Genomic DNA, 23,948 nt, shown 5'->3' with positions numbered 1-23,948 from the left:
CGGCTGGCTGTTGAGGCTCGGTCAGCGGTGGCTGGTGAGGCGGCGGAGTTCCTGTTCCACCGCCGCCTTCGCCGCGCCGTCCCCGCCCGCCTTCTCCAGCAGCCGCAGCCTGCCGCGCAACACGTCCTGCAGCAGCCCGGTCAGCTCCGTCTCTCGTGGTGCCAGGCCGCGCAGCAGGTCGGCCGACACGCGCAGGGCGGCGTCCGCGGCGTCGTCCCTGCCCAGCTCCTGCTGGCAGAAGCCGAGCCGGGCGTGCGCCACGGCCCTGGACACCTCGTCCCGCGTCACCTGCGTACCGCGATGGAAGACGAACCCGGCCTCCAGCGCCCGGCCCGCCTCCATGAGCGCGTCGCCCAGCATGAGCATCGCCCTGGACAGCAGTCCCGCCTGCAGCCGGTTGCCTGAGGCGAACCGCTCCAGCGCCGCGACCGCCTCCCGCAGCGGCTGGACGGCCTCCGCGGCCTGGTCCCGCATCCGCAGCGCGGCGGCCAGGGTCAGGCAGGCGCCGGCCCGGCTGGTGTGCAGGGCCTGCGCGTTCATGCCCGTGGTCAGCAGCTCGTCGTAGATCGCGATGGCCTCCCTGGCCCGCGCCTCCGCCTCCGCCGCGCCGTCCGGCCGCAGCGCCGGCAGCAGCTCGGAGCTCTGCGCCAGCGAGTCGGCCAGGATCGCCCGGTACGTGAGATCGTCCGGCCGCCGCCTGGCCCGCGGGATCAGGTCCTCCACGAGGGCGTGGGCCTCGGCGAGCGCGCCGAGCATCATGTGGCACCTGGCCAGCCGCTGCGTGGCCAGCGCGTGCTTGACGGTGTCCGGAGGGTGGCCGGTCGCGGCGAGCCTGGCGTACTCGGCGGCCTCCTCGGGCCGGCCCCCGGCGAGCAGGTCGTCGGCCACCAGGGCGGCGGTCTCGGCCGCCGCCCGCGGATCCGGCAGCCGGGTGAACAGCCCCACGGCCTCCACGAGGTGCGCCAGCGCCTCCTGCTCCCTGCCGGACGCCCGCAGCACCCGCCCGCGCACCTGGACGGCCCGCGCCCGCACGTGCGGCAACTCCCGGCCCGCCTGCTCGGCCCGTTCCAACTCGGCCAGCGACCAGGTGATCGCCTCCAGCGCGGCCCGCGGCCGGTCGAGCGCGGCCAGGACCTCGCCCAGCCGCGCGTAGGTGAGAGCGGCCACGGCCGGGTCGTCGAGTTCGTCGCAGAGATCGGCGGCCCGCTCACAGTGCGCCAGAGCCTCCACATGACGCCCCTGCTCGTGCAGCCGGCCGGCGTAGCTGAGCAACATCTCCACCAACGCCCCACCCGCCGGCGACGCCCCCTCTATGCTGCCCAGCAGGTCGATGGCCTGCTCCAGCGCGGGGAGCGGCGGAGTTTCCCGCAGCCGGGCGAGCGTGGCGAGCGCCGTCCCGAGCCGCTCTCGATACCTGCCGGAGACGGCGACGAGTCCCCGGTAGACGCGGACGGCCAGCTCAGCGACCTGTACGGCACTTGCCCGGTCACCCGCCCTGGCCGCGGCGTCGCCGAACCGGGCCAGGCACCGGGCGTACTTGTCGTGCAGCCCGGGCTCGCTACTCGGCGGCGCCTGCCGTTCCAGCGCGTCGGTGAACGAGGTGAGCGACGGCACCAGCCCGGCCGGATCCGCGCCCGACATGTCGCCCAGGCCGCCGGACAACTCCTCGATGAGGACATGCAGTACGTCGGCCTCGGGCAGCGGCCGGATCCCCAGCAGCCGGGCGTGCGGCGCGACCCCCGCGGCGGGGCCTTCCCCCGCGACCCGCAGCCGGGCCAGCCGGATCAGGGCCAGCAGGTGCACGGTGACGAGATCGGGCGGAACGGGCCCATGCTGCTCCAGCAGCGCGGTGCCCTCGGCCAGCTTGGCCCCGGCCGCCTCTCCGTCGTCCAGCTCGGCCAGGCAGAGCCCGGCGAGCTCCAGGCAGGTGGCGGTGAGCACCTGGACCTCCCCGGCGGGAGGGTGGCCGTCGGGCTCGGCGGGAATGACGTCGAGCGCCCTGGTCACGGACTCCAGCGCGCCTTCCACGTTCCGCCTGCCGTAGCGGATCCCGGCCAGCAGCCGCAGCGCCCCCGCGAGGGCCACCGGAGGCTGCAGGCGGTCGGCCACGAGCCCGCCGTACAGCTCCACCAGCCGTTCGGCGGCCGACTCGGCGTCCGACGGGCAGGTGGCGTGGGACAGCGCGACCGTCTCCAGCACCATCAGCTCGGCCAGCTCCCTCCGGAACGCCGGGCTGGTGCCGGTCTGCGGCTCGTAGGCCTCGATGGCGGTGAGCAGGTGCGGGATGGCCTCTTTGTACCGGCCGAGGGCCACCAGCGTCCGCCCGAGTGCCGCCGCGACCATGCCCACGGCGATGGCGTGCGGCCGGTCGGGTACGGCGGTGTGCCGCAGCGACTCGGCGGCCTGCATGGCGAGGACGAACCCGTCGGCCGCCCGCCCGGCGTCCGCCCACGCCCGTGCCAGCGTGGCCTGGGCGGACAGGTGCGCGTGGACCTCCTCGGCCTCCGGGGTGCCCGCGCTCTCGACGATCCTCCGCCGCTCGGCCAGCAACCGCTCGGCCCGCCTCACCCCCTCCTCCGCCGGCCGCTCACTGACCAGCGCCAACATCCACGGCCGCACCCCCGCCGCCCGCACCGCCCCCGCCGCTCCGGACACGAAGGGCCGCATCCCGCCCGTCCTTGCCGGCTCGGGTGCGGCGAGCGGGGGCTCTCCGGCTCGCGTCGGCTCGGGTGCGGGGAATGGGGATTCGCGCGTTCCCGGCACTCCGTAAGCGCGGATGTCGGCGTCCAGGGCCGACCGCAGGCGACTCAGCCTGGCCCGTACCTCGGAGCGGCGGCGCGGGTGGTCGTCCCCTTCCGCGCCCGGCAGGTCGTACAGCTCGGCTGCGATCTCCAGCTGGGCCAGAGCGTCCATGGGGCGGCCGATCTCGTCCAGGCACAGGCCGAGCAGCCACCTGGCCCTGGCCTGCGTGGCGACGTGCCCCTCAGCCACCACGCCCATGGCCTCCTGCAGTGGATGGAGCGCATCCTCCGCCCGGTCGTCGATCAGCAGCAGCTCGCCCAGGTCCAGCAGTTGCCCGGCCAGGAGGGGCCGGTAGGTGCCGGGTTCGAGGGTGACCAGCGCACGCAGGTTCCGCGCGGCCTCACCGGCGGAGCGTACGGCGGCGTCCAGGTCGTCCAACCCGGCGTGGATCCTGGACCGCAGCCCGGCGGCGGTGGCGAGCAGATACCGCAGCTCCGGCTCGGCATCCGCCAGCCCGCGCAACCGCCCGACCGCCTCGACGGCGGGAACCAGGGCGTCGGCCGCCCGCTCCCGCCCGTGCAGCCAGGCGGCCAGGAGGTGCAGGCGCAGGGCCACGTCCCTGCTGGTCGGGGCGGCGTCCTTGACGGCGGTCGTGACGGCGACGGCCAGACCCGCCCCCAGCTCGGCCAGCACGTCCGCGTTCACCTCGGCATACAGCGGCAGCGGCTCGGGCGCGGGCCACACGGACACCTCGGGAGGCACCGCCGGCGACTCCGGGCCGGCGTCGGTGGCCCCTTCAGCGAACCACCCACCCGCGGCGGCGCCGCTCCGCTTCTCCGGTGATCGTTCGTAGGCGGTGCCGAGTGGTGGTTCGTAGGCGGTGTGGGACGGGCTCCGGTTCGCCTCGGGCGGGCCGGTCGGGGTGGCCGGGGGAGGCAGGACGGACAGGGCGCCTGTCAGGTTCGCCGCGAGTTCGGGGTCGCCGCCCGCCAGCTCGAACGCCGCCACGGCCTCGTCCAGGCGGTCGACCTCCAGCAGCGCGCACGCCAGGTTGTAGTGCGCCCGCGCGACCTCCCCGGCGTGCCCGGGGCCGTCCTCGGCCAGGATGCGGTATCGGGCCGCGGCCTCCTGCGCGGGTTTGAGCGCGGCGGCGGGCTCACCTGCCAGCAGCAGACACCCGGCCAGCTGGAACAGCGCCTCCGCCCGTCCCGCCGCCTCCTCGTACGGGGGAGCGGCGGCGAGGATCTCGACGGCCTCCTTGGCCACCACGACGGCCTCGACCACCCGGCCCACGGCCGCCAGCCGCCCGGCGAGCACCGCAAGGGCCCGCGCCAGCCCCGCTCCCGCCCCGGCGGCCCGACGACGCCGCACGACCGACTCACCCAGCGTCACCCCAAGCGCCCGCAACCCCAACTCACCAGCTGCGGGGTCCAGCACCCCCAGGTCCGGATTGAGCACCCCTGGGTTCGGGTCGAGCACCTCCGGGGTCGGATCCAGCATCTCCAGGCTCGGATCCAGCACCTCACGATTCGGATCCAGCACCTCTGGGTTCGCATCGAGCATGTCCAGGCTCAGATTGCGTGTCGGTGATCCCGGCTCGTCGAGCGGGCGCGCATCCCGTTCCAGCCGGGCGGACACGGCCTCGGCGAGCTCCCGGTCGGCGGGGAACAGGCCGAGGGCGGCGTTCAGCACGTCGCCGAGTCTGGTGGCGGGCGCCGCCGCGCTCTCCGCGACCAGCCGTCCGATCCGTGCCGCCACCAGCGATCGCAGTGCCGCCCGCACCCGCGCCCGGCCCGCCGACAGCCGCAGGACGTCGAGCATGCGGATGAGGTGCTCGACCGTGCGCCCCTCATGGTCGTGCAGCGCGAGCACGAGCGCTTCCAGGCCGTCGGTCTCGTCCAAGAGCTGCTCGGCGATGAGGTCCGGGCCGAGCGGCACCAGCCGCTCGCCGCCGGGAAAGATCCGCCCCAGCCAGGCCGCCAGCCGCAGGGCGCGGTCCGGCAGCCCGCCCGTGCTGAGGGCGTGGTCCGGCAGTTCGCCCGTGCCGAGGTCGCGGACCCCCGGCACGGGCGTACCGAGGTCGCGCACCCCCGGCACGGTTGTCAGCAGGCCGGGGAGTTCGGCGGGGGTGGGGGCGGTGAGTGTGAGGACGGCCACGGCCTGCAGTGCCGTCATGTCGTCCACCCGGTCGTGCCCGTCCGGCCACACCCGGGCCCATTGCCGGCGTTCCCGGGCGAGGAACCGGCTGAGCAGCCCGTCGCCCACATCGGCCCCACCGCCGAGGCGCGGCAACGGTTCCGTGTTCGCCTCGTCCTCGTCCTCGTCCGCATGTCTCCCCGCGTCACCGCTTGCCGGGCTGGAGGGGGCCGCATGGCTCGGGGGGAGCTCGTGGTCGTTCTCCGGGCCTTCACCATCCCCTTCGGTGCCGTCGCGCAGGCGTAGCAGGGCGGCCAGGTGGACGCGGACCGGCAGGCCGTACTCGGGGTCGTCGAGGCGGGGTGGCGGAGGCAGGACGGCCCGGCTGGGGGCGAAGGCCTTCATGGCGGCGAACGCGTGCCTGTTCCGCTCCGCCAGCGTCAGCGGGTGGGCGTTGAGGTGGACGGTCGTGCTGTTGAGGCGCCTCAGCCAGCCTCCCGAGGCCGTGTCGAGGCGTCGCCACCACTCCGGATCCCCGGGCTCGCGGGCCACCAGGAGGAGCCGGACGGGGGGATTGCGGTCGTGCTTGGCCAGCCGCCGGATCAGCTCGCCGACCAGCGGCGCGGACGGCTCCGGGTGATCCACGACGAGCAGGGCCGGGCGGCGGGCGTCCAAGCGCGTGACCCGCGTCATCGGGCGGTTGGGCGCGTCAGGGCGGCTGGTCAGGGGGCCCGTGACGGAGGACAACGGGAGGGTGCCGGTGTCCCAGCCCGCCTGCGCGAGCTCCGCGCACAGCTCGGCGGCCAGCCGGGTCTTGCCGGTGCCGCTGCGGCCGGTCATCACGGCGATCGACAGCGCGGCCGGTTCGGCGATCCAGGCGCGCAGGGCGGCCAGTTCCTCGTCCCGGCCCAGGAACGGCACCACCGCGTGCCGCGCCATCAGCAGCGTCCAGTCCGGGCGGTCCGGCGGGAGCCCGATATGGGCGGGGGACAGTAGGCCGGGCAGCATCACCACGGGGTCGCCCTCCGCGACCGTCTCCAGCCGTCCGGGTGCGACCCCGGCCAGCGCCCGGAACCGCTCGTCGCCCAGCAACGCGGTCACGGGCACGACGTCCAAGCGCCACCCCGCGCCCCGCTCGTCCCGGTCGCTCCGCAACTCCCACCCACTACTGTCCCGCTGGCTCCGGGAGTCCCCGGCGTCGTCTTCTCCGTCCCGGCGGTCCCCAAGGTCTCCTAAGCCCTGTGAGTCACCTGAGTCTCGAAAGTCTCCGGTGTCCCGGTGGTGGCCTTGGGTGATCACGCCGATGAGTTGTCCGGCGGGTTCGGCGAGCAGGACGGCGCCCGACAGGCCCTGCCAGAGCGCGACCGGCGTGGTGGCCGGTTCAGGGGTGAGCACGTTGACGGTCAGTGCCTTCGACACCGCGCCCGAGGGGGCCTCCACCAGCCCGACGACCGTCTGCGCGGCCCTGGCCCCGGTCCGCCGCCCCGCCATCGGGAATCCCCTGGCCACGCAGCGCAGCCGGTAACCCACGCCGGACACCCTGGCCCAGCGGACGTGTTCGATGCCCGGCACGTCACCCCACGGGGCGTCGGCCACCCGTAGCAGCACCGCGCCCGCCTCGCCGCGACCCCGCCACACCTCCTCGGCCGCCGTCCACCGGGCCGAGGACGGCAGGCGTACCTGGCAGGGCGCACCGGGATCCACGACGTGCCCGGAGGACAGCACCAGATCGGCACCGATCACATATCCAGATCCGGTCACCCCGACAAGGTCGTCGTGACCCGAGTAGACCTCGACGACCCGTTCGAGCCCGAGGTGGTGTGGTGGCGTGTCCATGGGGTCCGCCTATGACGTACTTCCTGGTCTGCCGTCCCTCGTAATCAGATCTCACTATCGCACTATGAAACGCAAAATTCCCGGCTTGTCATGCCTTGGCGGTTGTGAGCCACGCCGCCAGCCCCAGGTACACCACGCCGCTGCCCACGTCGAGGCGGCGCCGGGCCCGTGCCGACCCGCGCACCCGGCCGGCCAGGGCCGAGGAGAGCATCGCGTACGCGCCGTCGCTGATCACCCCGAGCACCAGCCAGAACGCGCCGAGCAGCAGGATCTGCGGCCCGACGGGCCCGGCGGCCGGGTCACAGAACTGCGGCAGGAACGCCAGGAAGAAGATCGCCGTCTTCGGGTTGAGCGTGTTGACCACGAACCCCTGCCAGAACAGCCGCCGCTTCGACTGCACGGTCATCTCGACGGCCTCCTCGCCCTCGCCCCGCCGCATCAGCTTGCGGACGCCGAGCCAGAGCAGGTAGGCCACACCCACGTACTTCACGACGGTGAACGCCGTGGCCGAGGCCGCCAGCAGCGCGCTGATGCCCAGCGCCGCCGCCCCGATGTGCACGAGCGAGCCCGTGTGCACGCCGAGCACGGAGAGCAGGCCCGCCGCCCGGCCCTGCGTGACGCTCCTGGTGACGACGTAGAGAACGGCGGGCCCGGGCACCACCAGCAGCCCCAGGGTCGCCACGCAAAAGACGGCAATGGTTGAGATGTCTGGCATGCGGCCATGGTAGAGGCGGCGTCAAAGGCTTTCTTGGAGCGCCTTCAGCAGTGCCTCCGTGGCCGGGGGATGGGGCGGCTCGCCGTAGACGGCCGCGTAGACGTGCCTGGTCGACCCCGGCACCTCCGCCACCTCCACGTCCGGGTGGCGGTGGGCGCTGAGCGCGAGCCCCGGCAGCAGGGTCAGCCCCAGGCCGGCCGCCACCAGCGCCTGCACGGCCACGATGTCGTCGCTGGTGAACGAGATCTGCGGCTCGAACCCCGCCTTCTCGCAGATGTCCAGCAGATGGCTGCGGCACCGGTCGCAGCCCGCGATCCAGGGGGACCCGGCGTGGTCGGCCGGCGTGCCGGCCGGGCCGCTCGACACGAGGTAGCTGGGATCGTCGAGGAGGTGGACCAGGTGCAGGCCGCCGTCCTCGGGGGCGGTGTCGTCGTAGCGGAAGATCACCGCCACGTCCACCCGCCCGGCACGCAGCAGCCTGAGCGCCTCCGGCGGCTCAGTCTCGGTGAGCTGCAGGCGCAGCCCGGGATGGGCGCCGGACAGCAGCCCGGCGGCCTTGGGGATGAACGTGCCCAGCGCCGAGGGGAAGGCGGCCAGCCGGACACGGCCGCTACGCAGCCCCACGTGCGCGGCGAGCTCCTCGGCCGTGGCGTCGAGCCGCCCGATGATCTCCGCGGCCCGCTCGGCCAGCAGCCGGCCCGCGTCGGTGAGCCTGATGCCCCGCCCCACCCGCTGGACGAGCCGGGCCCCGGTCTCCGCCTCCAGCCGGGCCAGGTGGTGGCTGATGGAGGGCTGGGAGTAGTGCAGCTCCTGGGCGGCCGCGGTCAGCGAGCCCTTACGGGCCACCGCGACGAGGACGCGGAGGCGGGTGACGTCCAGCATTCATCAATCATATCTATCGATGGCCCATAAAACTTCTGTTGGACCTATCGGTGCAGCTTGTAGCACCGTAGGGAGGGAAGACAACAAGTCGTTTTCCTAGGGGATGCCATGAACAGGGCCACCGTCATCACCGCCAGGCCCGGCCTCGGCCAGCTCGTGGCCGGCATCTCCGGAATCGTCGGCCGGCGGCCGGCGCCCCGCGAAACCGCGTACGCCGTCGCCGACCTGCTCCGCGACCGGCTGCCCGGCCTGGACATCCTCACCCCGAGCGAGCGAGCGGGCTCCCCCGACGGGTACGTGTCCCACGTGCTGCACGCGCAGGACGACTTCTCCATCGTGGCCGTCGTGTGGCGTCCCGGCCAGCGCACGGTGATCCACGACCACGTGGCCTGGTGCACGTTCGGCATCCTCAGCGGGATCGAGTACGAGACCCTCTACCGCGACATGGGCGACCATCTCGTCAAGATCGGGCATGCCTGCAACCGGCCGGGCGAGGTCAGCGGCTTCGCGCCGCCCGGGGACATCCACATGGTGCACAACACCAGCGCCGAGGTCGGGGTGTCGCTGCACGTCTACGGGACGGACGTGAGCAGGCTGGGCAGCAGCGTACGCCGCGTCTACGAGCTGCCCGTCAGATAAGCCCGCCGGTCGGCCATCGCGCGGCCGGTGCCGCCGTCGTCAGGCGCCCAGGGCCGAGGGCAGGCTGATCTCCTGGAGGAACAGGGCCTCCGTGGTGGCCACCCGGCGCAGCTCCTCCAGGTCCACGCGCTCATTCGGCGCGTGGATGGCCGCCTCCTCGTCCTCCGCCCCGAACAGCAGGATCTCCGCGGCGGGGAACTGCTTCAGCAGCGTGCTCACCAGCGGGATCGACCCGCCGGCGCCCACGTCGCGCGGCGGCCGGCCGAAGGCGCGCTCCATCGCCCGGTTCAGCGCCGCGCGGGCCTTGCCGCCCGAGTCGGCCTGGAAGCCCGCGCCCACCGTGAAGTCCCCGAACGAGACCTGCGCCCCCCACGGCGTCACCTGCCGCAGGAACTCCACCACCGCGTTGACCGTCGTCTTCGGGTCCCCGGCCGGCGGCACCCGCACCGTCACCCGGGCCCGCGCCACCGGCTGGACCGCGTTGACGGCCCCCGACACCGAGGGGACGTCCAGGCCCGTCACCGTGATCGCATAGGACGACCAGAGGCGATCCGCCAGCGCCCCGGAGCCGACCAGCGACACCTCGCCGAGCACGCCCGCCGTCTGCCTGAAGTCGTCCTCCGACGGCCCGTGCCCGAGGAAGCTGCCCCGCGGCAGCCCCGGCACGCGCACGTCGCCGTTGTCGTCGTGCAGCGCGGTCAGCATGCGCATCAGCGCCGCCAGCGCGTCGGGGGCGGCCCCGCCGAACGAGCCGCTGTGCACGGCCTCGCGCAGCGTGCGGACCTCGACGGTGAACCCGGCCATGCCGCGCAGCGACGTGGTGACCGCCGGGTCGCCGACGCGCGGGTTGCCGGTGTCGGCCACCACGATGGCGTCGGCCCGCAGCAGCTCGGGGTTGCGCTCGACGAACGCCTCCAGGCGCTCGCCCGCGTATTCCTCCTGGCCCTCGATGATGACCTTGATGCCTACCGGGAAACGTCCCTGGAAGGCGCGCAGGGCGGTGATGTGCGAGATGACGCCGGACTTGTCGTCGGCGCAGCCCCGGCCGTACAGCCGGCCGTCGATCAGGGTCGGCTCGAACGGCGGCGTGCGCCACGCGGACAGGTCGCCGGGCGGCTGCACGTCGTAGTGCGCGTAGAGCAGGACCGTGGGCGCGCCGGGCGGGGCGGGGGCCTCGCCGTAGACGGCGGGGAAGCTGCCCTCCACCGCGACCTGCTGGACGTGCGGCAGGCCGACGGAGCGCAGCAGCTCCTCGGTCATCGCGGCGGCGGCGAAGACCGGCTCCTCCGGATGTCCGGGAAAGGCCACGGAAGGGATGGCGGCCAGGCGCTTGAGCTCTTCGACGGCCTGAGGCATCGCGGCGGCGACAGCGCTCTCGATCTGGTCAGGAGTCACGGGAAGGTCCCCCGGGGGTTGTTCTCAGCGGCTCTCCACAGGTCTGCACCGTGGAGCTCCAGTTCTCGGCAATTTGCTCCTCATTGCACCACACCGGTTCCCGGCGCGCGTAGACCGACCGACCCGCGTGCGGATTTCGTCGCCGTTACAGAGCGGTTCTGCGGATCTCGATTATCTTGCATAGTGTTGCTACCGATTCGCTTGGCAAAGCTCAGGTGAACATGCAGACTGTGGGGAGTTCAGACACAAGGGAAGATAACCATGACGCAGCCGGAAAACGACGTCCTGAAGGCCGCTCAGGACCACCTGTGGTTGCACTTCACCAGGCACAGCGCCTACCAGCAGTCCGAGATCCCGACCATCGTGCGCGGTGAGGGATCGTACGTCTACGACATCCACGGAAAGCGCTATCTGGACGGTCTGGCCGGGCTTTTCGTGGTCCAGGTCGGCCACGGGCGGCAGGAGCTGGCCGAGGCCGCCGCCAAGCAGGCCCAGGAGCTGGCCTTCTTCCCGCTCTGGTCCTACGCCCACCCCAAGGCGGCCGAGCTGGCCCAGCGCCTGGCGGCCCACACCCCCGGCGAGCTGAACCGCGTCTTCTTCACCACCGGCGGCGGCGAGGCGGTGGAGACCGCGTGGAAGCTGGCCAAGCAGTATTACAAGCTCGTCGGCAAGCCGCTCAAGCACAAGGTCATCAGCCGCCAGATCGCCTACCACGGCACCCCGCAGGGCGCACTGTCGATCACCGGCATCCCCGCGTTCAAGCAGATGTTCGAGCCCCTCGTGCCCGGCTCGGTCCGCGTGCCCAACACCAACCACTACCGCGCCGACGAGATCAGCGGCGTCAAGGGCATGACCCCCGAGGAGTATGGCCGGTGGGCGGCCGACCGGGTGGCCCGCGCCATCGAGATGGAGGGCCCCGACACCGTGGCCGCCGTCTTCGCCGAGCCCGTACAGAACGCCGGTGGCTGTTTCCCGCCCCCGCCCGGCTACTTCCAGCGCCTGCGCGAGATCTGCGACGAGTACGACGTGCTGCTCGTCTCCGACGAGGTCATCTGCGCCTTCGGCCGGCTCGGCACCATGTTCGGCGGCCAGAAGTTCGACTACGTGCCGGACATCATCACCTGCGCCAAGGGAATGACCAGCGGCTATTCGCCCATCGGCGCCATGATCGCGCACGAACGCCTGTTCGAGCCGTTCAAGGGCGACGATACCATGTTCGCGCACGGCTATACTTTCGGCGGCCACCCGGTCTCTGCCGCAGTGGCCCTGGCCAACCTCGACATCTTCGAGCGCGAGGACCTGCTCGGCCATGTGACCAAGAATGAGCCGCTGTTCAAGCAGACCCTCGACGCGCTACGCGACCTCCCGATCGTCGGTGATGTGCGTGGCTCCGGCTATTTCTGGGGCATCGAGTTGGTCAAGGACAAGTCCACCAAGGAAACCTTCAACGCCGAGGAGTCCGAGCGGCTGCTGCGCGGATTCCTGTCGAAGGCACTGTTCGACGCGGGCCTCTACTGCCGCGCCGACGACCGGGGCGACCCCGTCATCCAGCTCTCGCCTCCGCTGGTTGCGGGCCCCGAGGAGTTCGACGAGATCGGCTCCATCCTTCGAAACGTGCTCACCGAGGCGTGGGCGCGCTTGTAGCGGCGGACCCGCCGTCCGCGGCGGGACGCCCACCGTAAGACCGCAGTCCGGTACGACGAAGTGCCGGTTCGCTGAAAGGACCACCACCATGAAGATCGGCGTTCCAGCCGAGGTGAAGAACCACGAATATCGTGTCGCCGCCACTCCGGCGGGCGTGCACGAGTTGGTGCGCCACGGCCACGACGTCATCGTCCAGCGCGGGGCGGGCCTGGGCTCGCACATCACGGACGAGGAATATCTGTCGGCCGGCGCGAAGATCCTCGACAGTGCCGACGCCGTCTGGAATCAGGCGGACATGGTGCTCAAGGTGAAGGAGCCGATCGCCGAGGAGTACCACCGGCTGCGCGAGGGCCTGGTGCTCTTCACGTATCTGCACCTGGCCGCCTCCCGCGCGTGCACGGACGCGCTGCTCGGCGCGAAGACGACCGGCATCGCCTACGAGACCGTGCAGGTGGACAAGGCTCTGCCGCTGCTCGCCCCGATGTCCGAGGTCGCCGGGCGGCTGGCGCCGCAGGTCGGCGCGTACAACCTGATGCGGTTCAACGGCGGCCGCGGCGTCCTGCCGGGCGGCGTGCCCGGCGTGGCCCCGGCCAGGGTGGTCGTGATCGGCGGCGGCGTCTCCGGCCTGAACGCCGCCCAGATCGCCGTCGGCATGGGCGCGGACGTGACCGTGCTCGACACGAACGTCGACCGCTTGCGCTTCATCGACGCGATCTACCAGGGCCGGCTCAAGACGCTGGTCTCGACGTCGTACGCGATCGAGCAGGAGGTGCTGCAGGCCGATCTGGTGATCGGCGCGGTGCTGATCCCCGGCGCCAAGGCCCCGACCCTGGTCTCCAACGACCTGGTCTCGCGCATGAAGCAGGGCTCCGTGCTCGTGGACATCGCCATCGACCAGGGCGGCTGCTTCGAGGACTCGCGCCCGACCACGCACGACGACCCGACGTACACGGTGCACGGGTCGGTCTTCTACTGCGTGGCCAACATGCCGGGCTCGGTGGCCAACACCTCCACCTACGCCCTGACCAACGCGACCCTGCCGTACGCGGTCAAGCTGGCCAACCAGGGCTGGCACGAGGCGCTGCGGACCGACCCGGCGCTCGCCGGGGGGCTGAACACGCATGACGGCCTGCTGACCAACCGGCCGGTCGCCGAGGCGCTCGGGCTGGCCTACACGCCGGTGTCACAGCTGGTCTGACCGGCCGCCCTCGAAGGGCACGGACGGCCGTGCCCTTCACTGCACGCCCAGCCGGCGCCGCAGGTCGCGGGCCGTGGCCAGGACGTGCTGGATCTCGCCGTCGCCCGGCCATGGCGCGCTGCCCGGGCGCAGCAGCGTGCCACGCACCGACGCCAGGTACTCGATCGCGCTCGCGTGCACCCCGCTGCGCTCCACCAGCCAGCCGATCACGTCCGAATGGTCGTGCAACGGCCTGGTCACCACGTCCCACGTGCCCAGCACCTCCGTCAGGTCGGCCACGGACAGCGGCACGCCGCCCCTGCGGCCGGTGGCGGCCGAGGCCAGCTCGGCACGGGCGGTCAGCTCGGGCTCGGCGGGCCTGCCCCACGCGGGCGGCGGCGGGTCGGCCAGCCACTCCCGCGCCTCGCCGTGCTCTCCCGCCACCGACAGCAGCCCGCCCAGCTCCACGGCGGCCCCGCGGTGCCCGGCCCGCGCCGCCTGCCGGAACCAGTGCTGCCCCGCGGCCAGGTCTCCGAACTCGGCGATGAGCAGCAGGCCGTAGTCGTAGGCCGACTCGGCGTCGCCGCCGGCCGCCGCCCGGCCGAACCAGTGGCCGGCCGCCGTGCTGTCGCCCAGCTCCACGCAGACGAACCCGGCCATGCGCTGATCCTCCACCCGTCCGGCGGCGGCCGCCCGCTCGAACCAGGCACGGGCCGTGCGCAGGTCGCCCCTGGACAGCGCGACCCCGCCGAGCCGGGAGGCGGCGCCGGGGTGCTCGCTCTTGGCGGCCAGCCGGTAGTAGGTCTCCGCGCCCTCAGGGTCGCGGCTGGCATGCAGGTAGAGGCCCATGCAGTAGGCGGAGTCGGCGTGGCCGCCCCGGGCCGCGTATTCCCACCAGCGCAGGGTCTCCGCGTCCTCGCCCGAGGAGTAGGCCAGGAAGCCGAGGTCGTGCGCCGAGGCCAGATCGCCGTCGTCGGCCGCCTGGCGGTGCCACTCGCGGGCCGCCGCCAGTTCGCCCGCGTCCTCGCACATCAGCGCCACCCGGCGGGCGGCCGCGCAGGACCCGGCCCTGGCCGCGCTCTCGAACCAGGTCCTGGCCTGCTCCGCGTCGCCCCGCTGCTCCAGCAGGAGTGTGGCCAGGTTGGTCGCGGCCTCGGTGTCGCCGGTGCCGGCGGCGATCTCGTACCAGAAGACGGCCTGCTCCAGGCTGCCGTGCTTCTCGTGCCAGATGCCCAGGTTGTAGGCGCTGTCGACGTTGCCGCCCGCGGCGGCCCGCTCCCACCACTGCCGCGCGGCCACCCGGTCGCCGTGCTGGGCGTAGAGCTTGCCGAGCCGGTGCGCGGCCCGCGAGTCACCCGCCTGCGCGGCGGCCAGCAGCTCGGGTTCGTCTCCCAGGCGCGGCGCGGGCACCGCCACCTCTCCTTGCCAGGCCATGGCGACAGCGTGGCACGTGATCGCACGATCGCGAACGGTAATCGCCGACAACGCCCTACGAGAAGTTGATGAACCCGGCGTACATGCCCATGCCGCAGACGTACCGGAGGGAGCCTGGCCGCTGTGGCGGCAGGCGCACGGTGGCCGGCAGCGCCACGTCCCGCCCGCCGATCGCCACCGTGCCGGTGCAGCCCCGGTCCGCCAGCTTGAAGACCACCTCGACCGGTACGCCCGCGCGGGCCGTCACGATCGCCGGCCGGTAGCCGTCGCGGGTCGCCCACACGGTGACCGACCGCGCCCCCGGCTCGGACGCGGCGGGCGCGGCGCTCGGCAGCCAGCCGCCCAGGCTCACCCCGGCGCCGGCGGTCCAGAGCCCGGCCGCGATCGCCACCATCCCGGCCGCCCTGGCCAGCCGGGTGCGGGAGACGCGCCGCAACACGTATCCCAGCAGCGCGAAGGCCGGCGCGGAGCCGGCCACGAACCCCGCCATGGCCGCCGCTCCCGCCAGTGGGGAACCGCTGGAGACGGCGACCATCTCCACGCCGAGCGTCACCCCGCAGGGCACGAGGATGGTGGCCGCGCCCAGCAGCGGCGCCTTGTACGCCGAGGGCGCCCGGTCCGCGGCCGGCGCGCACCCGGCGCGCCCGCGCCTCATGAGCCGGATCGCGAAGACGACGACCGTGACACCGGCCGCGACGAGCAGCACCGCCCGCGCCCCCGGCGGGAGCTCGACGGCCGAACCGAGCAGCCCGAGAAGGGCGCCGGCGGCGGTGTAGGAGACCAGCCGCCCGGCCAGGAACCAGCCCACCAGTACGGGGTCGCGCCCCCGGCAGCCGTGGTCGACCAGCCCGATCAGCAGCCCGCCCTGGGCCGCGGTGCACGAGGCGGTGCCCGCCAGGAGCCCGGCGACGAGCCCGCCCGCGAGCAGGGTCGTGGTCGTGCTCATGGCTCGCTCACCACGCCGGGTCTGTCCTCTGCTCGCCGCGCCGGGCGGGCTCCCGTCGCGCTCAGTGGACGAGCGCCAGGTTGTCCAGACTTCCGTTCTTGGCGGCCTCCACGATGGAGCCGAACTGGTCGAGGCTCATCTCCACGCGCTGCCCGAAGTCGTCGGTGATGACCACCTGGCGCTCCTCGGGTGCCGTGTGATCGAAGAACAGCTCCGGGCAACCGCAGCTGCACTGGCCGCAGAATCTCGCGATGGACCGCATTCCTGTCCCCACTCTCTATTTGCCGTGTACGAAAGATAACGCGGCGTTATGGGTCCGGCCAGTAACAGTTGAATCACCCATAGTGAGGTTTATGAGTTGCCGCCCTTGAGGACGGACACCTTTTCGAAATACTCGTCGTCGGTCATCTCGCCGCGGGCGTACCGCTCGGCGAGGATCCGCTCGGCGGAGGCGATGGGCGAGGTGGACTGGTCCGCGGGCCCGGCGCTCCTGGCGCGGTGCGGCCCCCACCAGCCCCTGCGCCAGGCCGTGACGGCGAGTGCGACCAGGGCGATCCAGATCAGGGCCCAGAAGGCCGGGATGATCGGCCAGAAGCCGGTGCCGCCGCCCCAGTGCGGGGCCCAGAGTGCGATCGTGTTCATTTCTCCTCCTTGGTGTGTGCCTCAAGGATCGGTGAACGGGTCGCTCGTCGAATCGCACGCAGGGCTCGATCGGCCGTCCGCCCGGGGGAGTGCTCGGGGGCGGGCGCGCGTACGCCCGGGGGTGTAGGCCGCGCCCGGAATAACGGGCGGAATTTACCGCAGTTTATGGATGGAGTTTCCCGGTGCGATCTTTTTGGGCCCCGGTTTCGGGCGCGTTTCTATACCAGGCAGAATTCGTTGCCCTCCGGGTCGGCCAGCACCGCCCAGCCGTTGTGGGTGGCCAGCAGCCGGGCGCCCAGCGCGATCAGCCGGTCGAGCTCGGCGTCCAGGTCGTCGGCGCGCAGGTCGAGGTGGAGGCGGTTCTTCACGACCTTGCGCTCCGGCACGCGCTGGAACCACAGCCGTGGCGGCCCGCCCTCGACCAGCACCGTCGGATCGTCCTCGGGGTCGTCGACGCCCTCGCCGCGCAGGCGTTCGAGCTCGGCCTCGTCGTAGGGCGCCACGGCGTAGCCGTCGAGCGCCGCGGCCCAGAACCGGGCCAGCGCGGCCGGATGCCGGCAATCCACCACCACGTCATGCAACCTGGCCATCGGGCCGCCTCGCCTCGATCAGGAACCTGCTGGAATGAGCGACGAACGGCCCCTCGGCCTCGATCAGCTCGTGCATGTCGCGCAGCCGGTCGCGATGGCGCTCGACCGAGAACCCCGGCACGATCCAGATCACCTTCCGCAGGAAGTAGATCATCGCTCCGACGTCGCGGAACTCCATCCGCAACCGCTCGGACCGCAGGTCGACGACCTCCAGCCCGGCCGCCTCCGCCGCCGCCCCGGCCTTTCCCGGGTCGCGGGCCGAGCCGTCCTGCGGCCCCAGGAAGAATTCGGTCACCTCGAAGACGCTCCTCGGCCCCACCTGCTGGGAGAAGTAGGTCCCGCCGGGCCGCAGCACGCGGGCGATCTCCTGCCACCAGGTCCGGACGGGGTGACGGCTGGTCACCAGGTCGAAGGTCGCGCTCCGGAACGGCAGCCGCGGCTCCTCGTCGTCGGCGACCACCCGGGCCCCGCGCGGTCGCAGCCGGGCGGCGGCCAGCGCGAGGTTGGGCGGCCACGACTCGGTGGCCACGGTCACCGGCGGCAGCTTCGCCAGGCCGGCCAGGACCTCGCCGCCGCCGGTCTGGATGTCGAGTGCGGCCCGCGCCGCGGCCATCCGCTCGCCGAGCAGCCGGGCGTAGCCCCACGACGGCCGCTCCTCGGTGGCCCGGCCGTCGAGCCAGGAGAAGTCCCAGCCGTCCACGGACGCGCCGGCCGCCTCCTGGACGAGATCGTCAAACGTGACCCCCATGCTTCGACCTTGGCAGCGGCCCGCCCGGACGTTCAACCAAATTTCGTCATGCGATACGGCTGCGTACGGCCGCGTGGTCGATGCCGAGCTGCTCGACGAGCCGTGCCACCGGGTCGGGCCGCCCGCGCTCCAGCAGGGCGAGCACGAGCTGCCGGGGCGCCTCCTTGGATCTGGTCTTCAGCGTCGTGGCCCGGATGGACTGATTGATGACCGCGCGGGCGCTCGACGTGAGCGCCGTGTCGGGGACCGCCGGGTGCTTGCGCGGCGCCTGCGGCAGGTCGCCCACCTCCAGGCCGAGCAGGCGCAGCGCCGCCCGGTCGAGCTCGTCGAGTGCGGCCCGCGCGCCTGCCAGGTCCACGCCGAGCGCCCGCGCGGAGTCCGCGTCGTGCAGGGTGCCGAGCAGCAGGTGCTCGGTGCCCACCCGGCGGTCGCCGCGCTGCCTGGCCTCCTGGAACGCGGCCTTCACGATCACGGCGAACCGGCTCTTCTCCATGCCGAACATTCGTCTGCCCCCTCACTTCCCGTATTTGGCGTGCACCGACTGCCGGGACATGCCGAGTGCGTCGCCGATCTGCTCCCAGGTCCAGCCCTGCTCCCTGGCCAGCGCCACCGACACCGCCTCGACCTGCTCGGCCAGGCGGTGCAGCGCCCCCACCGCGCGCAGACCCAGGTCCGGATCGTTTGCCCTGATGCGCTCAGTCAGCTCTGTGACATCCACGGTTGTCAGGCTAGCTTGACAGCGCTGATGGTGTCAACCCAGCCTGACAGGCATGGACGATGTACTGATCGTGGGAGCGGCTGCTAGGCAAAGAGTGTCAGTGGCTGCTAACGTTAGCCGAACTCGACACTCTGGAAGGTGAAGACATGGGACGACCGATCGCGTTCTTCGAGGTGGTCAGCTCGGATCACGAGCGGGCACAGGCGTTCTACCGGGACCTGTTCGACTGGCGGGTCGCCGCCGACCCGGAGATGGGTGGCTACGGCCTGGTGGACACCGGGGCCGGCGAGCAGGCCGTGGGCGGGGGCATCGGACCGTCCATGCAGCCCGGGGACACGGGCGTGAAGGTGTACGTACAGGTGGACGACCTCGACGCCTACCTGGACCGGGCCGAGGCGCTGGGCGGCGAGCGCCTGGTCCCGCCGACCGACCTGCCCGGCGACTTCGGCAGATTCGCGGTCTTCGCCGACCCGGACGGCAACCAGGTGGGCCTGTGGGCCTGACCGAGCCGGACCCGACGGACGAGGTGCTGCGCGCGCTCGCCGAGCCGCGCCGGCGCACCATCCTGCGGCTCGTCGCCCACGACGAAATGTCAGCCGGGGAGATCGCCGCGACGTTCGAGGTGAGCCGCACCGCGATCAGCCAGCACGTGACCGTGCTGAAGAACGCGGGGCTGCTCACCGAACGGCGGGCCGGCACCCGCCGGCTGTACCGGGCCCGCCCTGAGGGGCTCGCCGGGATACGGGCGTTCCTGGATGAGATGTGGGCCGGTGCGCTGGACACCGCCCGCCGACTCGCCGAGGCCGAACGCGGGCTGTCGGACGACGTGGACGCCGAACGTACCGGCTGACCACACCATCCACCCAGAAAAAGCGACAATAGCCCCACAAAGCATTAAATCCCCACACCGAAGGACGACCATGACCGCGCAGAGCCGGCCCCCCGTCGTGCCGCTACGGCGGCCGCCCGTTCGTCAGGCCACCCTCGTACGCAGCGATATCGACCACACCTTCGACGTCTTCGTCCGCACGATCGGCGTGTGGTGGCCGGTACGGCCGTTCTCGGCGGGCCAGGAGACGGTACGCGACGTCACCTTCGAACAGCACACCGGCGGCCGGGTCTACGAGACCTGGCAGGACGGCACCACGGTGCAGTGGGGCGAACTGCTGGCCTGGCGGTCGCCCCACGGGTTCACCATGACCTGGACCGGCACGCCCGCGCCGACCGAGATCGAACTGGCCTTCACGGCGCTCGGCCCGGCACTGACCAGGGTCACCGTCGAACACCGGGGCTGGGAGGCGCTCAGCGACGCGCAGTTGTCCGAGGACTGCGCCCTTCCCGGCGGTTACACGGGCGAGGCCTACAGCAAGGGCTGGGCGACGATCCTCGCCTGCTTCGCCGAAGCGGCGGAGGCCCGTCAATCGTCGAAAGGAAGCCTTCCATGAGCTATTTCCTCTACAAGTTCGTCCCCCGGCCGGATTTCCGCACAACGATGACCGAGACCGAGGCGGCCACCATGCGCGAACACGTGAGCTACTGGCGGGCACTCGCCGACCAGGGCACCGCGATCGCGTTCGGGCCGGTCGCCGACCCGGCGGGCGACTGGGGCGTCGCCATCCTGGAAGCGGACGGCCTCCAGGACGCCCGGGCACTGGTCGCGGCCGATCCCGTGGTCATCGCCGAACTGGGGCCGGTGGACGTCTACCCGATGCACGATGCGATCACCAGGCGGTGGCGGCCCGGCCCCTGACCGGCTCACCCGGGCACGCCCCTCGCCTCCCGGCCCCAGCGAGGCCCCCCGGACACATCCCGCACTCGCCACCCGCCTCCTGGCGGCGGCGAACGATGCACTCGCCGAATGTCGCGCCGCGTGCGGGCGGTCCCCGAACTGCGGGAGGTCCTGTCGAATCCGGAGCGGGCCGATCGACGCGTTGACGGCACGGCAACGGCTGGGTCCTGTAGGAAGGTCCCGGCGGCGGGTGAGCCGGCCGGCAGCGGCGGGAGGTCCGTTACAGCCGCCGCTGTCGGTATTCCCACGACAGGCTTCCGGCCACGTTCGCCGACAGTCGTGAATAACCTGCAAACCACTCCTACGCGCTCAAGATCATGCCTACTCTGGTCTCCACCGTCCGTCGTGGAGGAACGCGTCCCCATGGGCAGAGCGCGCCGGAACAAGCGCACATCGGCCGGCCGCGCCGCGGCGGCCCAGCAGCAGGAGGGCGACGAGGCGTCCGATACCGCCCGGCCGAAAGGGCTGCTGGCGTGGCTCGCGGGGATCGCCAGCGCGGTGGTCCTGGCCGCGTTCGGCGTCGTGTTCACCGAGTGGTACAACGCGCACGGCTCCGACACCGTCGAGCGGGCACGCGGCGCCGCCCCGATCACCGTCGGCCACGTGGCCGTCGACTACTCCGAGCGCGATACCGTCCTGCGCGAACCGGTGACCGACCCCGAGGACCGGGCGGTCATGCTGGCCGGCCATGCGGGCAAGCGGCGTGACCCGGTGCTGGCGCGCCACCGGATGGCCCTGATCGACCGCATGGACGCCACCGTCGTACTGACCGGGAACCGCACCAGCCTGCGCGTCGTGGACATCGAGCCGCGGATCCTCGCCCGCATGCCGGTGTCGGAGGGCGCCCGCCTGATCGCCAGAACCGGCAGCGGCGAGACGGACACCGTAGAGATGACCGCCGACCTCGACCGTCCCGCACCCCGGTTCACGGCCGGCGGGGACGCGTACTTCCGGAAGAAGCAGATCGACCTGAAACGGGACGAGCGGGTCACGCTCAGCCTGAGCTTCACCGGCAAGAACGCGTACTACGAGTTCGACCTCCTGGTCACGGTGCTCGCGGACGACCGTACGGAAGAGGTAGTGATCAAAGGGCCGGACGGAGGGCCGTTCCGGTTGACCGGCGAGGCCGCCCGCTACCGGTCCTACTACCGGGAGACGCCGCAGGGAGGCTGGCGGCCGGTCTCCTGCGAGGGACGCCAGACATGCTGATCATCCGTTGCCTCCGGGCCCTGACGGCGCTCTCGGTGGCCGCCGCGGTCGCGGTCGCCGACGACGGGCGACCTCCGCTGGAACTCGTCGGCTGGAAGGCGGCGTGGTCGGTCCCCGCCGAGGATATGGCCTCGCTCTCCTTCCTGTCCGGCGAGAACCTGATCACGGCGGCGTCGGAGGGGACCGTGACCGTGCGCGATGCCCGTACCGGCACGATCCGGCGTACCATTCGCACCTCCGCCCCTTCCCTTGGTGACGCGTGGGCGACGACCGGCACTCTCGTCGTGGCCGGGAGTCCCAGGGGATCGTCGGACCGGACCTTGTACGGCTACGACCTGGCCTCCGGCGGCCCGCTGTGGCAGCACGCGCTGCCCCCGTCGGGGCCACGGGCGGACAATCTCCCGCGGATCCTGGTGTCCGAGTACGGCATCGTCGTCTTCCAGCGGGAGTCCGGGCTGCTCTCGCTCGACGTGCGAACCGGCGGCATCCACGCCCGGAATGCCGACACGGTGGGTTGCGAGGGACAGCCCGACTCCACATCGCGGGCCGTGCTGCTCCTGAGCCACTGCGGGCAGGGCCGCGTGCGGCTCGACTCCTTCGATCCGCGTACGTTACGGAGGAACTGGACACGTCCGGTGGCCACCAGGCACACCACCGCTGACGACGACGTACGGCTCTCGCTCAGGAGGGCGTCGGAGGGTTTCGTCATCGCCGGGGTGGACGACGACGAGTACCTCTTCACACAGGACGGCACGCCGCTGCCCGTCTCCGGCCTGGACAGGGCCGCCGCCTGGTGGCCGTCCGGCGGCGACGGACGCTGGAGCCCGCCGCTGCAGGTGGGCGATCTTCCCGACGCCGGGGACCCACCGGGATTCGACCTGAACAGCGCATGGCCGCTGCCCGGTTATCTCATCTCGCGCGACCAGGACACCGGCCGTCTCGGCGCGTTCCCCCTCGACAGGCCGCTCGCCCACACCACCAATCTCGTGGGAGCGACCTCGCGCATGGCCTTCATCCACAGTGACGCCCAGGTCACCGCCTTCCGTCCGGTCTACGGGCGTCCCACCGGCCCCGTCGCGCTCGGCGGCGTCCCGCCGCACGCCTGGCCGGACGCATGCTCCCTGCTCACCGCGCGCGACCTCGGTCACGGCATCCGCCCCGTGCCCGGCAGCAAGTCCCTGGGTGACCTCACGCTGCCCAGGCCCGTGGCCTGCGACTGGATACCCCCCGAGGACGACGGCGAAGTCATCTCGCTCGCCGTGAGCTGGGTGTCCCCGAACGCCGGTGCCCTCTTCGCCGCCGCGGCCGAGCAGACCAGGCGCCACGAGAGCTTCGACTTCGACCCCACGATCGAGGGTGAGGGCATCTTCTCCTACACGGCGCACGGCCCCGGCGGGACCTTCGGCGGGACGCTCGTCAATGTGGGGCCGGTCATCGTCCACCTGACGTCGTCGTCCCGGCTGCTCCAGCGCCTGACCGCGGTCCGGGTGCGTGACAACCTGATGGCCCGCTACCGGCCGGGCGAGCGCGTCCGTCCTCCGGAGCGGACGGGTGGCTGGACCCACCTCGCCGACGGGAGCGTCAGTGCCGACCCGGTGGTGGACGGCGATGTCGTGTACGCCGGCGCCGACGACGGGCTGTACGCCCTGGACGCCGTCAACGGCCGAGCACGATGGAAGTCCTGGCCCGCCGCGCCCATGCTGGTGGACGGCGTGCTCTACGGCGTGAGGAGCGACGGAGTGGCGGCCATCGACGCCGCCAGCGGCCGGATGCGGTGGAACCGCGACTTCGACGCCAGGGACATCGTCATCAAGGACGGCGGCGTATACGCGGGCGTCGGCTTCACCCACGTCATCGCGCTGGACGCCGTCACCGGCAAGCAGCGGTGGCGCTTCCGCGTCCCCGGCGACCTGGGCAACGTGGCCGTGGCCGCCGGCACCGTCTACGTGAGCAGCCGGAAAGGTCACGTGGGCGACCAGCAGGGCCTGCTGTCCGCCCTCGACGCCACGACAGGCGCCCTTCGCTGGCGCTCTCGTCTGGGCGCCGCCGACTTCACCCCGGCCGGTTACCTCACCGCGACCGGCGAGGCCGTCTTCGCGGTCACCGGCACGAAGGTGTCCGCGCTCGACCCCGCCACCGGGAAGGCGCGATGGCGCGCCCGCTTCGGCCACATCGTCCGGTACGACCCGGTCGTGATCGGCGGCACCGTTTACCTCGGCGACCTCGCCGGGCGCACGTACGCGTTGAACACCGCCTCCGGCAAGGAGCGATGGCGGCTCACCACCGCAGGCGACAGCGGCCGCTGGAACGTCACCGAGTCGCGAGGGAAGGTCTACATCGGCGGCCGGCACCTGCACGCCCTGGACCCCGAAACCGGGCAGGAACGGTGGAGCAGGCCGCTCACCGCCGAGGTGTCTGTCCACGAAGACACCGTCTTCGCCCGAGATGAGGGCGGCACGCTGCACGCGCTGGACGCGGCCACCGGCGCGCCCCGCTGGCGCTTCCAGGCCGGTGGCAGGTTCCAGACCCAGCCGGTCGTGGCCGGCGGCCTCGTCTACGTCGGCAGCTCGAACGGCAACCTGTACGCGCTGCGCGCCAAGGACGGACGCCCCGGGCCGAACCCGGCGGAGCTTGACCGGCACACCGGATGAACACGGCTCCTCCGGTGCGACTCGCCTCCTGCGAACCCGCGGCCCTAGGGCTAAA

At 72.5% G+C, this 23,948-nt stretch carries 21 protein-coding genes; 9 read left to right on the top strand and 12 right to left on the bottom strand.

The genetic code is table 11. From position 1 onward, the window contains the following. Window positions 1-21: 21 nt before the first annotated feature. From BLS95_RS06955 to BLS95_RS06945, 3 genes are all read right to left on the bottom strand, one after another. Window positions 22-6,714, bottom strand: a complete 6,693-nt coding sequence (locus BLS95_RS06955; RefSeq protein WP_090930053.1) for a tetratricopeptide repeat protein — start codon at window positions 6,712-6,714, stop codon at window positions 22-24. A gap of 88 nt (window positions 6,715-6,802) precedes the next feature. Next, window positions 6,803-7,429, bottom strand: coding sequence for a LysE family translocator (locus BLS95_RS06950; protein ID WP_090930052.1), 627 nt, complete (start codon window positions 7,427-7,429; stop codon window positions 6,803-6,805). 21 nt (window positions 7,430-7,450) lie between these two features. After that, complete coding sequence (locus BLS95_RS06945) at window positions 7,451-8,311, bottom strand: LysR family transcriptional regulator (protein WP_090930051.1); 861 nt, start codon at window positions 8,309-8,311, stop codon at window positions 7,451-7,453. A gap of 108 nt (window positions 8,312-8,419) precedes the next feature. On the opposite strand from BLS95_RS06945, the gene BLS95_RS06940 reads away from it, so the two are divergent. Continuing rightward, a complete protein-coding gene (locus BLS95_RS06940) occupies window positions 8,420-8,950 on the top strand; it encodes a cysteine dioxygenase family protein (RefSeq protein WP_090930050.1) in 531 nt (176 codons plus the stop codon). Window positions 8,951-8,989: 39 nt separating this feature from the next. Here BLS95_RS06940 and BLS95_RS06935 read toward each other — a convergent pair whose 3' ends face one another. Further along, complete coding sequence (locus BLS95_RS06935; RefSeq protein WP_090930049.1) at window positions 8,990-10,345, bottom strand: dipeptidase; 1,356 nt, start codon at window positions 10,343-10,345, stop codon at window positions 8,990-8,992. A 261-nt stretch (window positions 10,346-10,606) separates the two neighbouring features. Between BLS95_RS06935 and BLS95_RS06930 the strand changes: the two genes are divergently transcribed. After that, window positions 10,607-11,989 carry an aspartate aminotransferase family protein gene (locus BLS95_RS06930; RefSeq protein ID WP_090930048.1) on the top strand — a complete coding sequence of 461 codons (1,383 nt, stop codon included), beginning with the start codon at window positions 10,607-10,609 and terminating at the stop codon, window positions 11,987-11,989. Between the two features lie 88 nt (window positions 11,990-12,077). Further along, window positions 12,078-13,187, top strand: a complete 1,110-nt coding sequence (gene ald / locus BLS95_RS06925; RefSeq protein WP_090930047.1) for an alanine dehydrogenase — start codon at window positions 12,078-12,080, stop codon at window positions 13,185-13,187. Window positions 13,188-13,223: 36 nt separating this feature from the next. Here ald and BLS95_RS06920 read toward each other — a convergent pair whose 3' ends face one another. The 8 genes from BLS95_RS06920 to BLS95_RS06885 all read right to left on the bottom strand — a co-directional run bounded on the left by BLS95_RS06920 (window position 13,224) and on the right by BLS95_RS06885 (window position 18,244). Beyond that, the gene (locus tag BLS95_RS06920; RefSeq protein WP_143043611.1) at window positions 13,224-14,600 is read right to left on the bottom strand and encodes an SEL1-like repeat protein; all 1,377 of its coding nucleotides are present in this window, start codon (window positions 14,598-14,600) and stop codon (window positions 13,224-13,226) included. 55 nt (window positions 14,601-14,655) lie between these two features. After that, window positions 14,656-15,546 (bottom strand): urease accessory protein UreH domain-containing protein, encoded by an 891-nt coding sequence (locus tag BLS95_RS06915; RefSeq protein ID WP_090930046.1) that lies wholly within the window; start codon window positions 15,544-15,546, stop codon window positions 14,656-14,658. Between the two features lie 61 nt (window positions 15,547-15,607). Continuing rightward, complete coding sequence (locus BLS95_RS06910) at window positions 15,608-15,808, bottom strand: hypothetical protein (RefSeq protein WP_090930045.1); 201 nt, start codon at window positions 15,806-15,808, stop codon at window positions 15,608-15,610. An 89-nt stretch (window positions 15,809-15,897) separates the two neighbouring features. Next, window positions 15,898-16,188 carry an SHOCT domain-containing protein gene (locus tag BLS95_RS06905; protein ID WP_090930044.1) on the bottom strand — a complete coding sequence of 97 codons (291 nt, stop codon included), beginning with the start codon at window positions 16,186-16,188 and terminating at the stop codon, window positions 15,898-15,900. 218 nt (window positions 16,189-16,406) lie between these two features. Next, window positions 16,407-16,778: a VOC family protein gene (locus BLS95_RS06900; RefSeq protein WP_090930043.1), complete on the bottom strand. Its 372-nt coding sequence runs from the start codon at window positions 16,776-16,778 to the stop codon at window positions 16,407-16,409. Further along, window positions 16,762-17,526: a class I SAM-dependent methyltransferase gene (locus BLS95_RS06895; RefSeq protein ID WP_090930042.1), complete on the bottom strand. Its 765-nt coding sequence runs from the start codon at window positions 17,524-17,526 to the stop codon at window positions 16,762-16,764. The genes BLS95_RS06900 and BLS95_RS06895 overlap by 17 nt, the downstream gene beginning before the upstream one ends. Window positions 17,527-17,572: 46 nt before the next feature. Beyond that, complete coding sequence (locus tag BLS95_RS06890) at window positions 17,573-18,019, bottom strand: Clp protease N-terminal domain-containing protein (protein WP_245764894.1); 447 nt, start codon at window positions 18,017-18,019, stop codon at window positions 17,573-17,575. 21 nt (window positions 18,020-18,040) lie between these two features. After that, a complete protein-coding gene (locus BLS95_RS06885; RefSeq protein ID WP_090930040.1) occupies window positions 18,041-18,244 on the bottom strand; it encodes a helix-turn-helix domain-containing protein in 204 nt (67 codons plus the stop codon). 146 nt (window positions 18,245-18,390) lie between these two features. Between BLS95_RS06885 and BLS95_RS06880 the strand changes: the two genes are divergently transcribed. The 6 genes from BLS95_RS06880 (at window position 18,391) to BLS95_RS06855 (ending at window position 23,893) form a co-directional block, all read left to right on the top strand. Beyond that, window positions 18,391-18,747 carry a VOC family protein gene (locus BLS95_RS06880; RefSeq protein ID WP_090930039.1) on the top strand — a complete coding sequence of 119 codons (357 nt, stop codon included), beginning with the start codon at window positions 18,391-18,393 and terminating at the stop codon, window positions 18,745-18,747. Then, window positions 18,738-19,094: an ArsR/SmtB family transcription factor gene (locus BLS95_RS06875; protein ID WP_245764893.1), complete on the top strand. Its 357-nt coding sequence runs from the start codon at window positions 18,738-18,740 to the stop codon at window positions 19,092-19,094. Before BLS95_RS06880 ends, BLS95_RS06875 begins: the two co-directional genes overlap by 10 nt. Window positions 19,095-19,164: 70 nt before the next feature. Further along, a complete protein-coding gene (locus BLS95_RS06870) occupies window positions 19,165-19,689 on the top strand; it encodes an SRPBCC family protein (RefSeq protein WP_090930038.1) in 525 nt (174 codons plus the stop codon). After that, the gene (locus BLS95_RS06865) at window positions 19,686-19,994 is read left to right on the top strand and encodes a YciI family protein (RefSeq protein WP_090930037.1); all 309 of its coding nucleotides are present in this window, start codon (window positions 19,686-19,688) and stop codon (window positions 19,992-19,994) included. Before BLS95_RS06870 ends, BLS95_RS06865 begins: the two co-directional genes overlap by 4 nt. Window positions 19,995-20,396: 402 nt before the next feature. Continuing rightward, window positions 20,397-21,242, top strand: a complete 846-nt coding sequence (locus BLS95_RS06860; protein WP_090930036.1) for a hypothetical protein — start codon at window positions 20,397-20,399, stop codon at window positions 21,240-21,242. Continuing rightward, entirely contained in the window at window positions 21,236-23,893 is a 2,658-nt protein-coding gene (locus tag BLS95_RS06855) for an outer membrane protein assembly factor BamB family protein (protein ID WP_090930035.1), read from the top strand. The genes BLS95_RS06860 and BLS95_RS06855 overlap by 7 nt, the downstream gene beginning before the upstream one ends. Window positions 23,894-23,948: the final 55 nt, after the last annotated feature.

The sequence above is a fragment of the Nonomuraea jiangxiensis genome, assembly GCF_900099965.1.
Classification (GTDB): domain Bacteria; phylum Actinomycetota; class Actinomycetes; order Streptosporangiales; family Streptosporangiaceae; genus Nonomuraea; species Nonomuraea jiangxiensis.
Note: the sequence above shows the minus strand (reverse complement) of the source record. Positions and strands in the feature narration are given on the sequence as shown.

What these genes read in the sequence shown, in the direction of transcription:
- BLS95_RS06865 (WP_090930037.1), top strand. Translation starts at nt 19,686, where the DNA reads ATGAGCTATTTCCTCTACAAGTTCGTCCCCCGGCCGGATTTCCGCACA.
- BLS95_RS06855 (WP_090930035.1), top strand. Translation starts at nt 21,236, where the DNA reads ATGCTGATCATCCGTTGCCTCCGGGCCCTGACGGCGCTCTCGGTGGCC.
- BLS95_RS06900 (WP_090930043.1), bottom strand. Translation starts at nt 16,778, where the DNA reads ATGGCCAGGTTGCATGACGTGGTGGTGGATTGCCGGCATCCGGCCGCG.
- BLS95_RS06915 (WP_090930046.1), bottom strand. Translation starts at nt 15,546, where the DNA reads ATGAGCACGACCACGACCCTGCTCGCGGGCGGGCTCGTCGCCGGGCTC.
- BLS95_RS06910 (WP_090930045.1), bottom strand. Translation starts at nt 15,808, where the DNA reads ATGCGGTCCATCGCGAGATTCTGCGGCCAGTGCAGCTGCGGTTGCCCG.
- ald (WP_090930047.1), top strand. Translation starts at nt 12,078, where the DNA reads ATGAAGATCGGCGTTCCAGCCGAGGTGAAGAACCACGAATATCGTGTC.
- BLS95_RS06895 (WP_090930042.1), bottom strand. Translation starts at nt 17,526, where the DNA reads ATGGGGGTCACGTTTGACGATCTCGTCCAGGAGGCGGCCGGCGCGTCC.
- BLS95_RS06920 (WP_143043611.1), bottom strand. Translation starts at nt 14,600, where the DNA reads ATGGCCTGGCAAGGAGAGGTGGCGGTGCCCGCGCCGCGCCTGGGAGAC.
- BLS95_RS06950 (WP_090930052.1), bottom strand. Translation starts at nt 7,429, where the DNA reads ATGCCAGACATCTCAACCATTGCCGTCTTTTGCGTGGCGACCCTGGGG.
- BLS95_RS06860 (WP_090930036.1), top strand. Translation starts at nt 20,397, where the DNA reads ATGGGCAGAGCGCGCCGGAACAAGCGCACATCGGCCGGCCGCGCCGCG.
- BLS95_RS06880 (WP_090930039.1), top strand. Translation starts at nt 18,391, where the DNA reads ATGGGACGACCGATCGCGTTCTTCGAGGTGGTCAGCTCGGATCACGAG.
- BLS95_RS06930 (WP_090930048.1), top strand. Translation starts at nt 10,607, where the DNA reads ATGACGCAGCCGGAAAACGACGTCCTGAAGGCCGCTCAGGACCACCTG.
- BLS95_RS06890 (WP_245764894.1), bottom strand. Translation starts at nt 18,019, where the DNA reads ATGGAGAAGAGCCGGTTCGCCGTGATCGTGAAGGCCGCGTTCCAGGAG.
- BLS95_RS06870 (WP_090930038.1), top strand. Translation starts at nt 19,165, where the DNA reads ATGACCGCGCAGAGCCGGCCCCCCGTCGTGCCGCTACGGCGGCCGCCC.
- BLS95_RS06940 (WP_090930050.1), top strand. Translation starts at nt 8,420, where the DNA reads ATGAACAGGGCCACCGTCATCACCGCCAGGCCCGGCCTCGGCCAGCTC.
- BLS95_RS06955 (WP_090930053.1), bottom strand. Translation starts at nt 6,714, where the DNA reads ATGGACACGCCACCACACCACCTCGGGCTCGAACGGGTCGTCGAGGTC.
- BLS95_RS06945 (WP_090930051.1), bottom strand. Translation starts at nt 8,311, where the DNA reads ATGCTGGACGTCACCCGCCTCCGCGTCCTCGTCGCGGTGGCCCGTAAG.
- BLS95_RS06905 (WP_090930044.1), bottom strand. Translation starts at nt 16,188, where the DNA reads ATGAACACGATCGCACTCTGGGCCCCGCACTGGGGCGGCGGCACCGGC.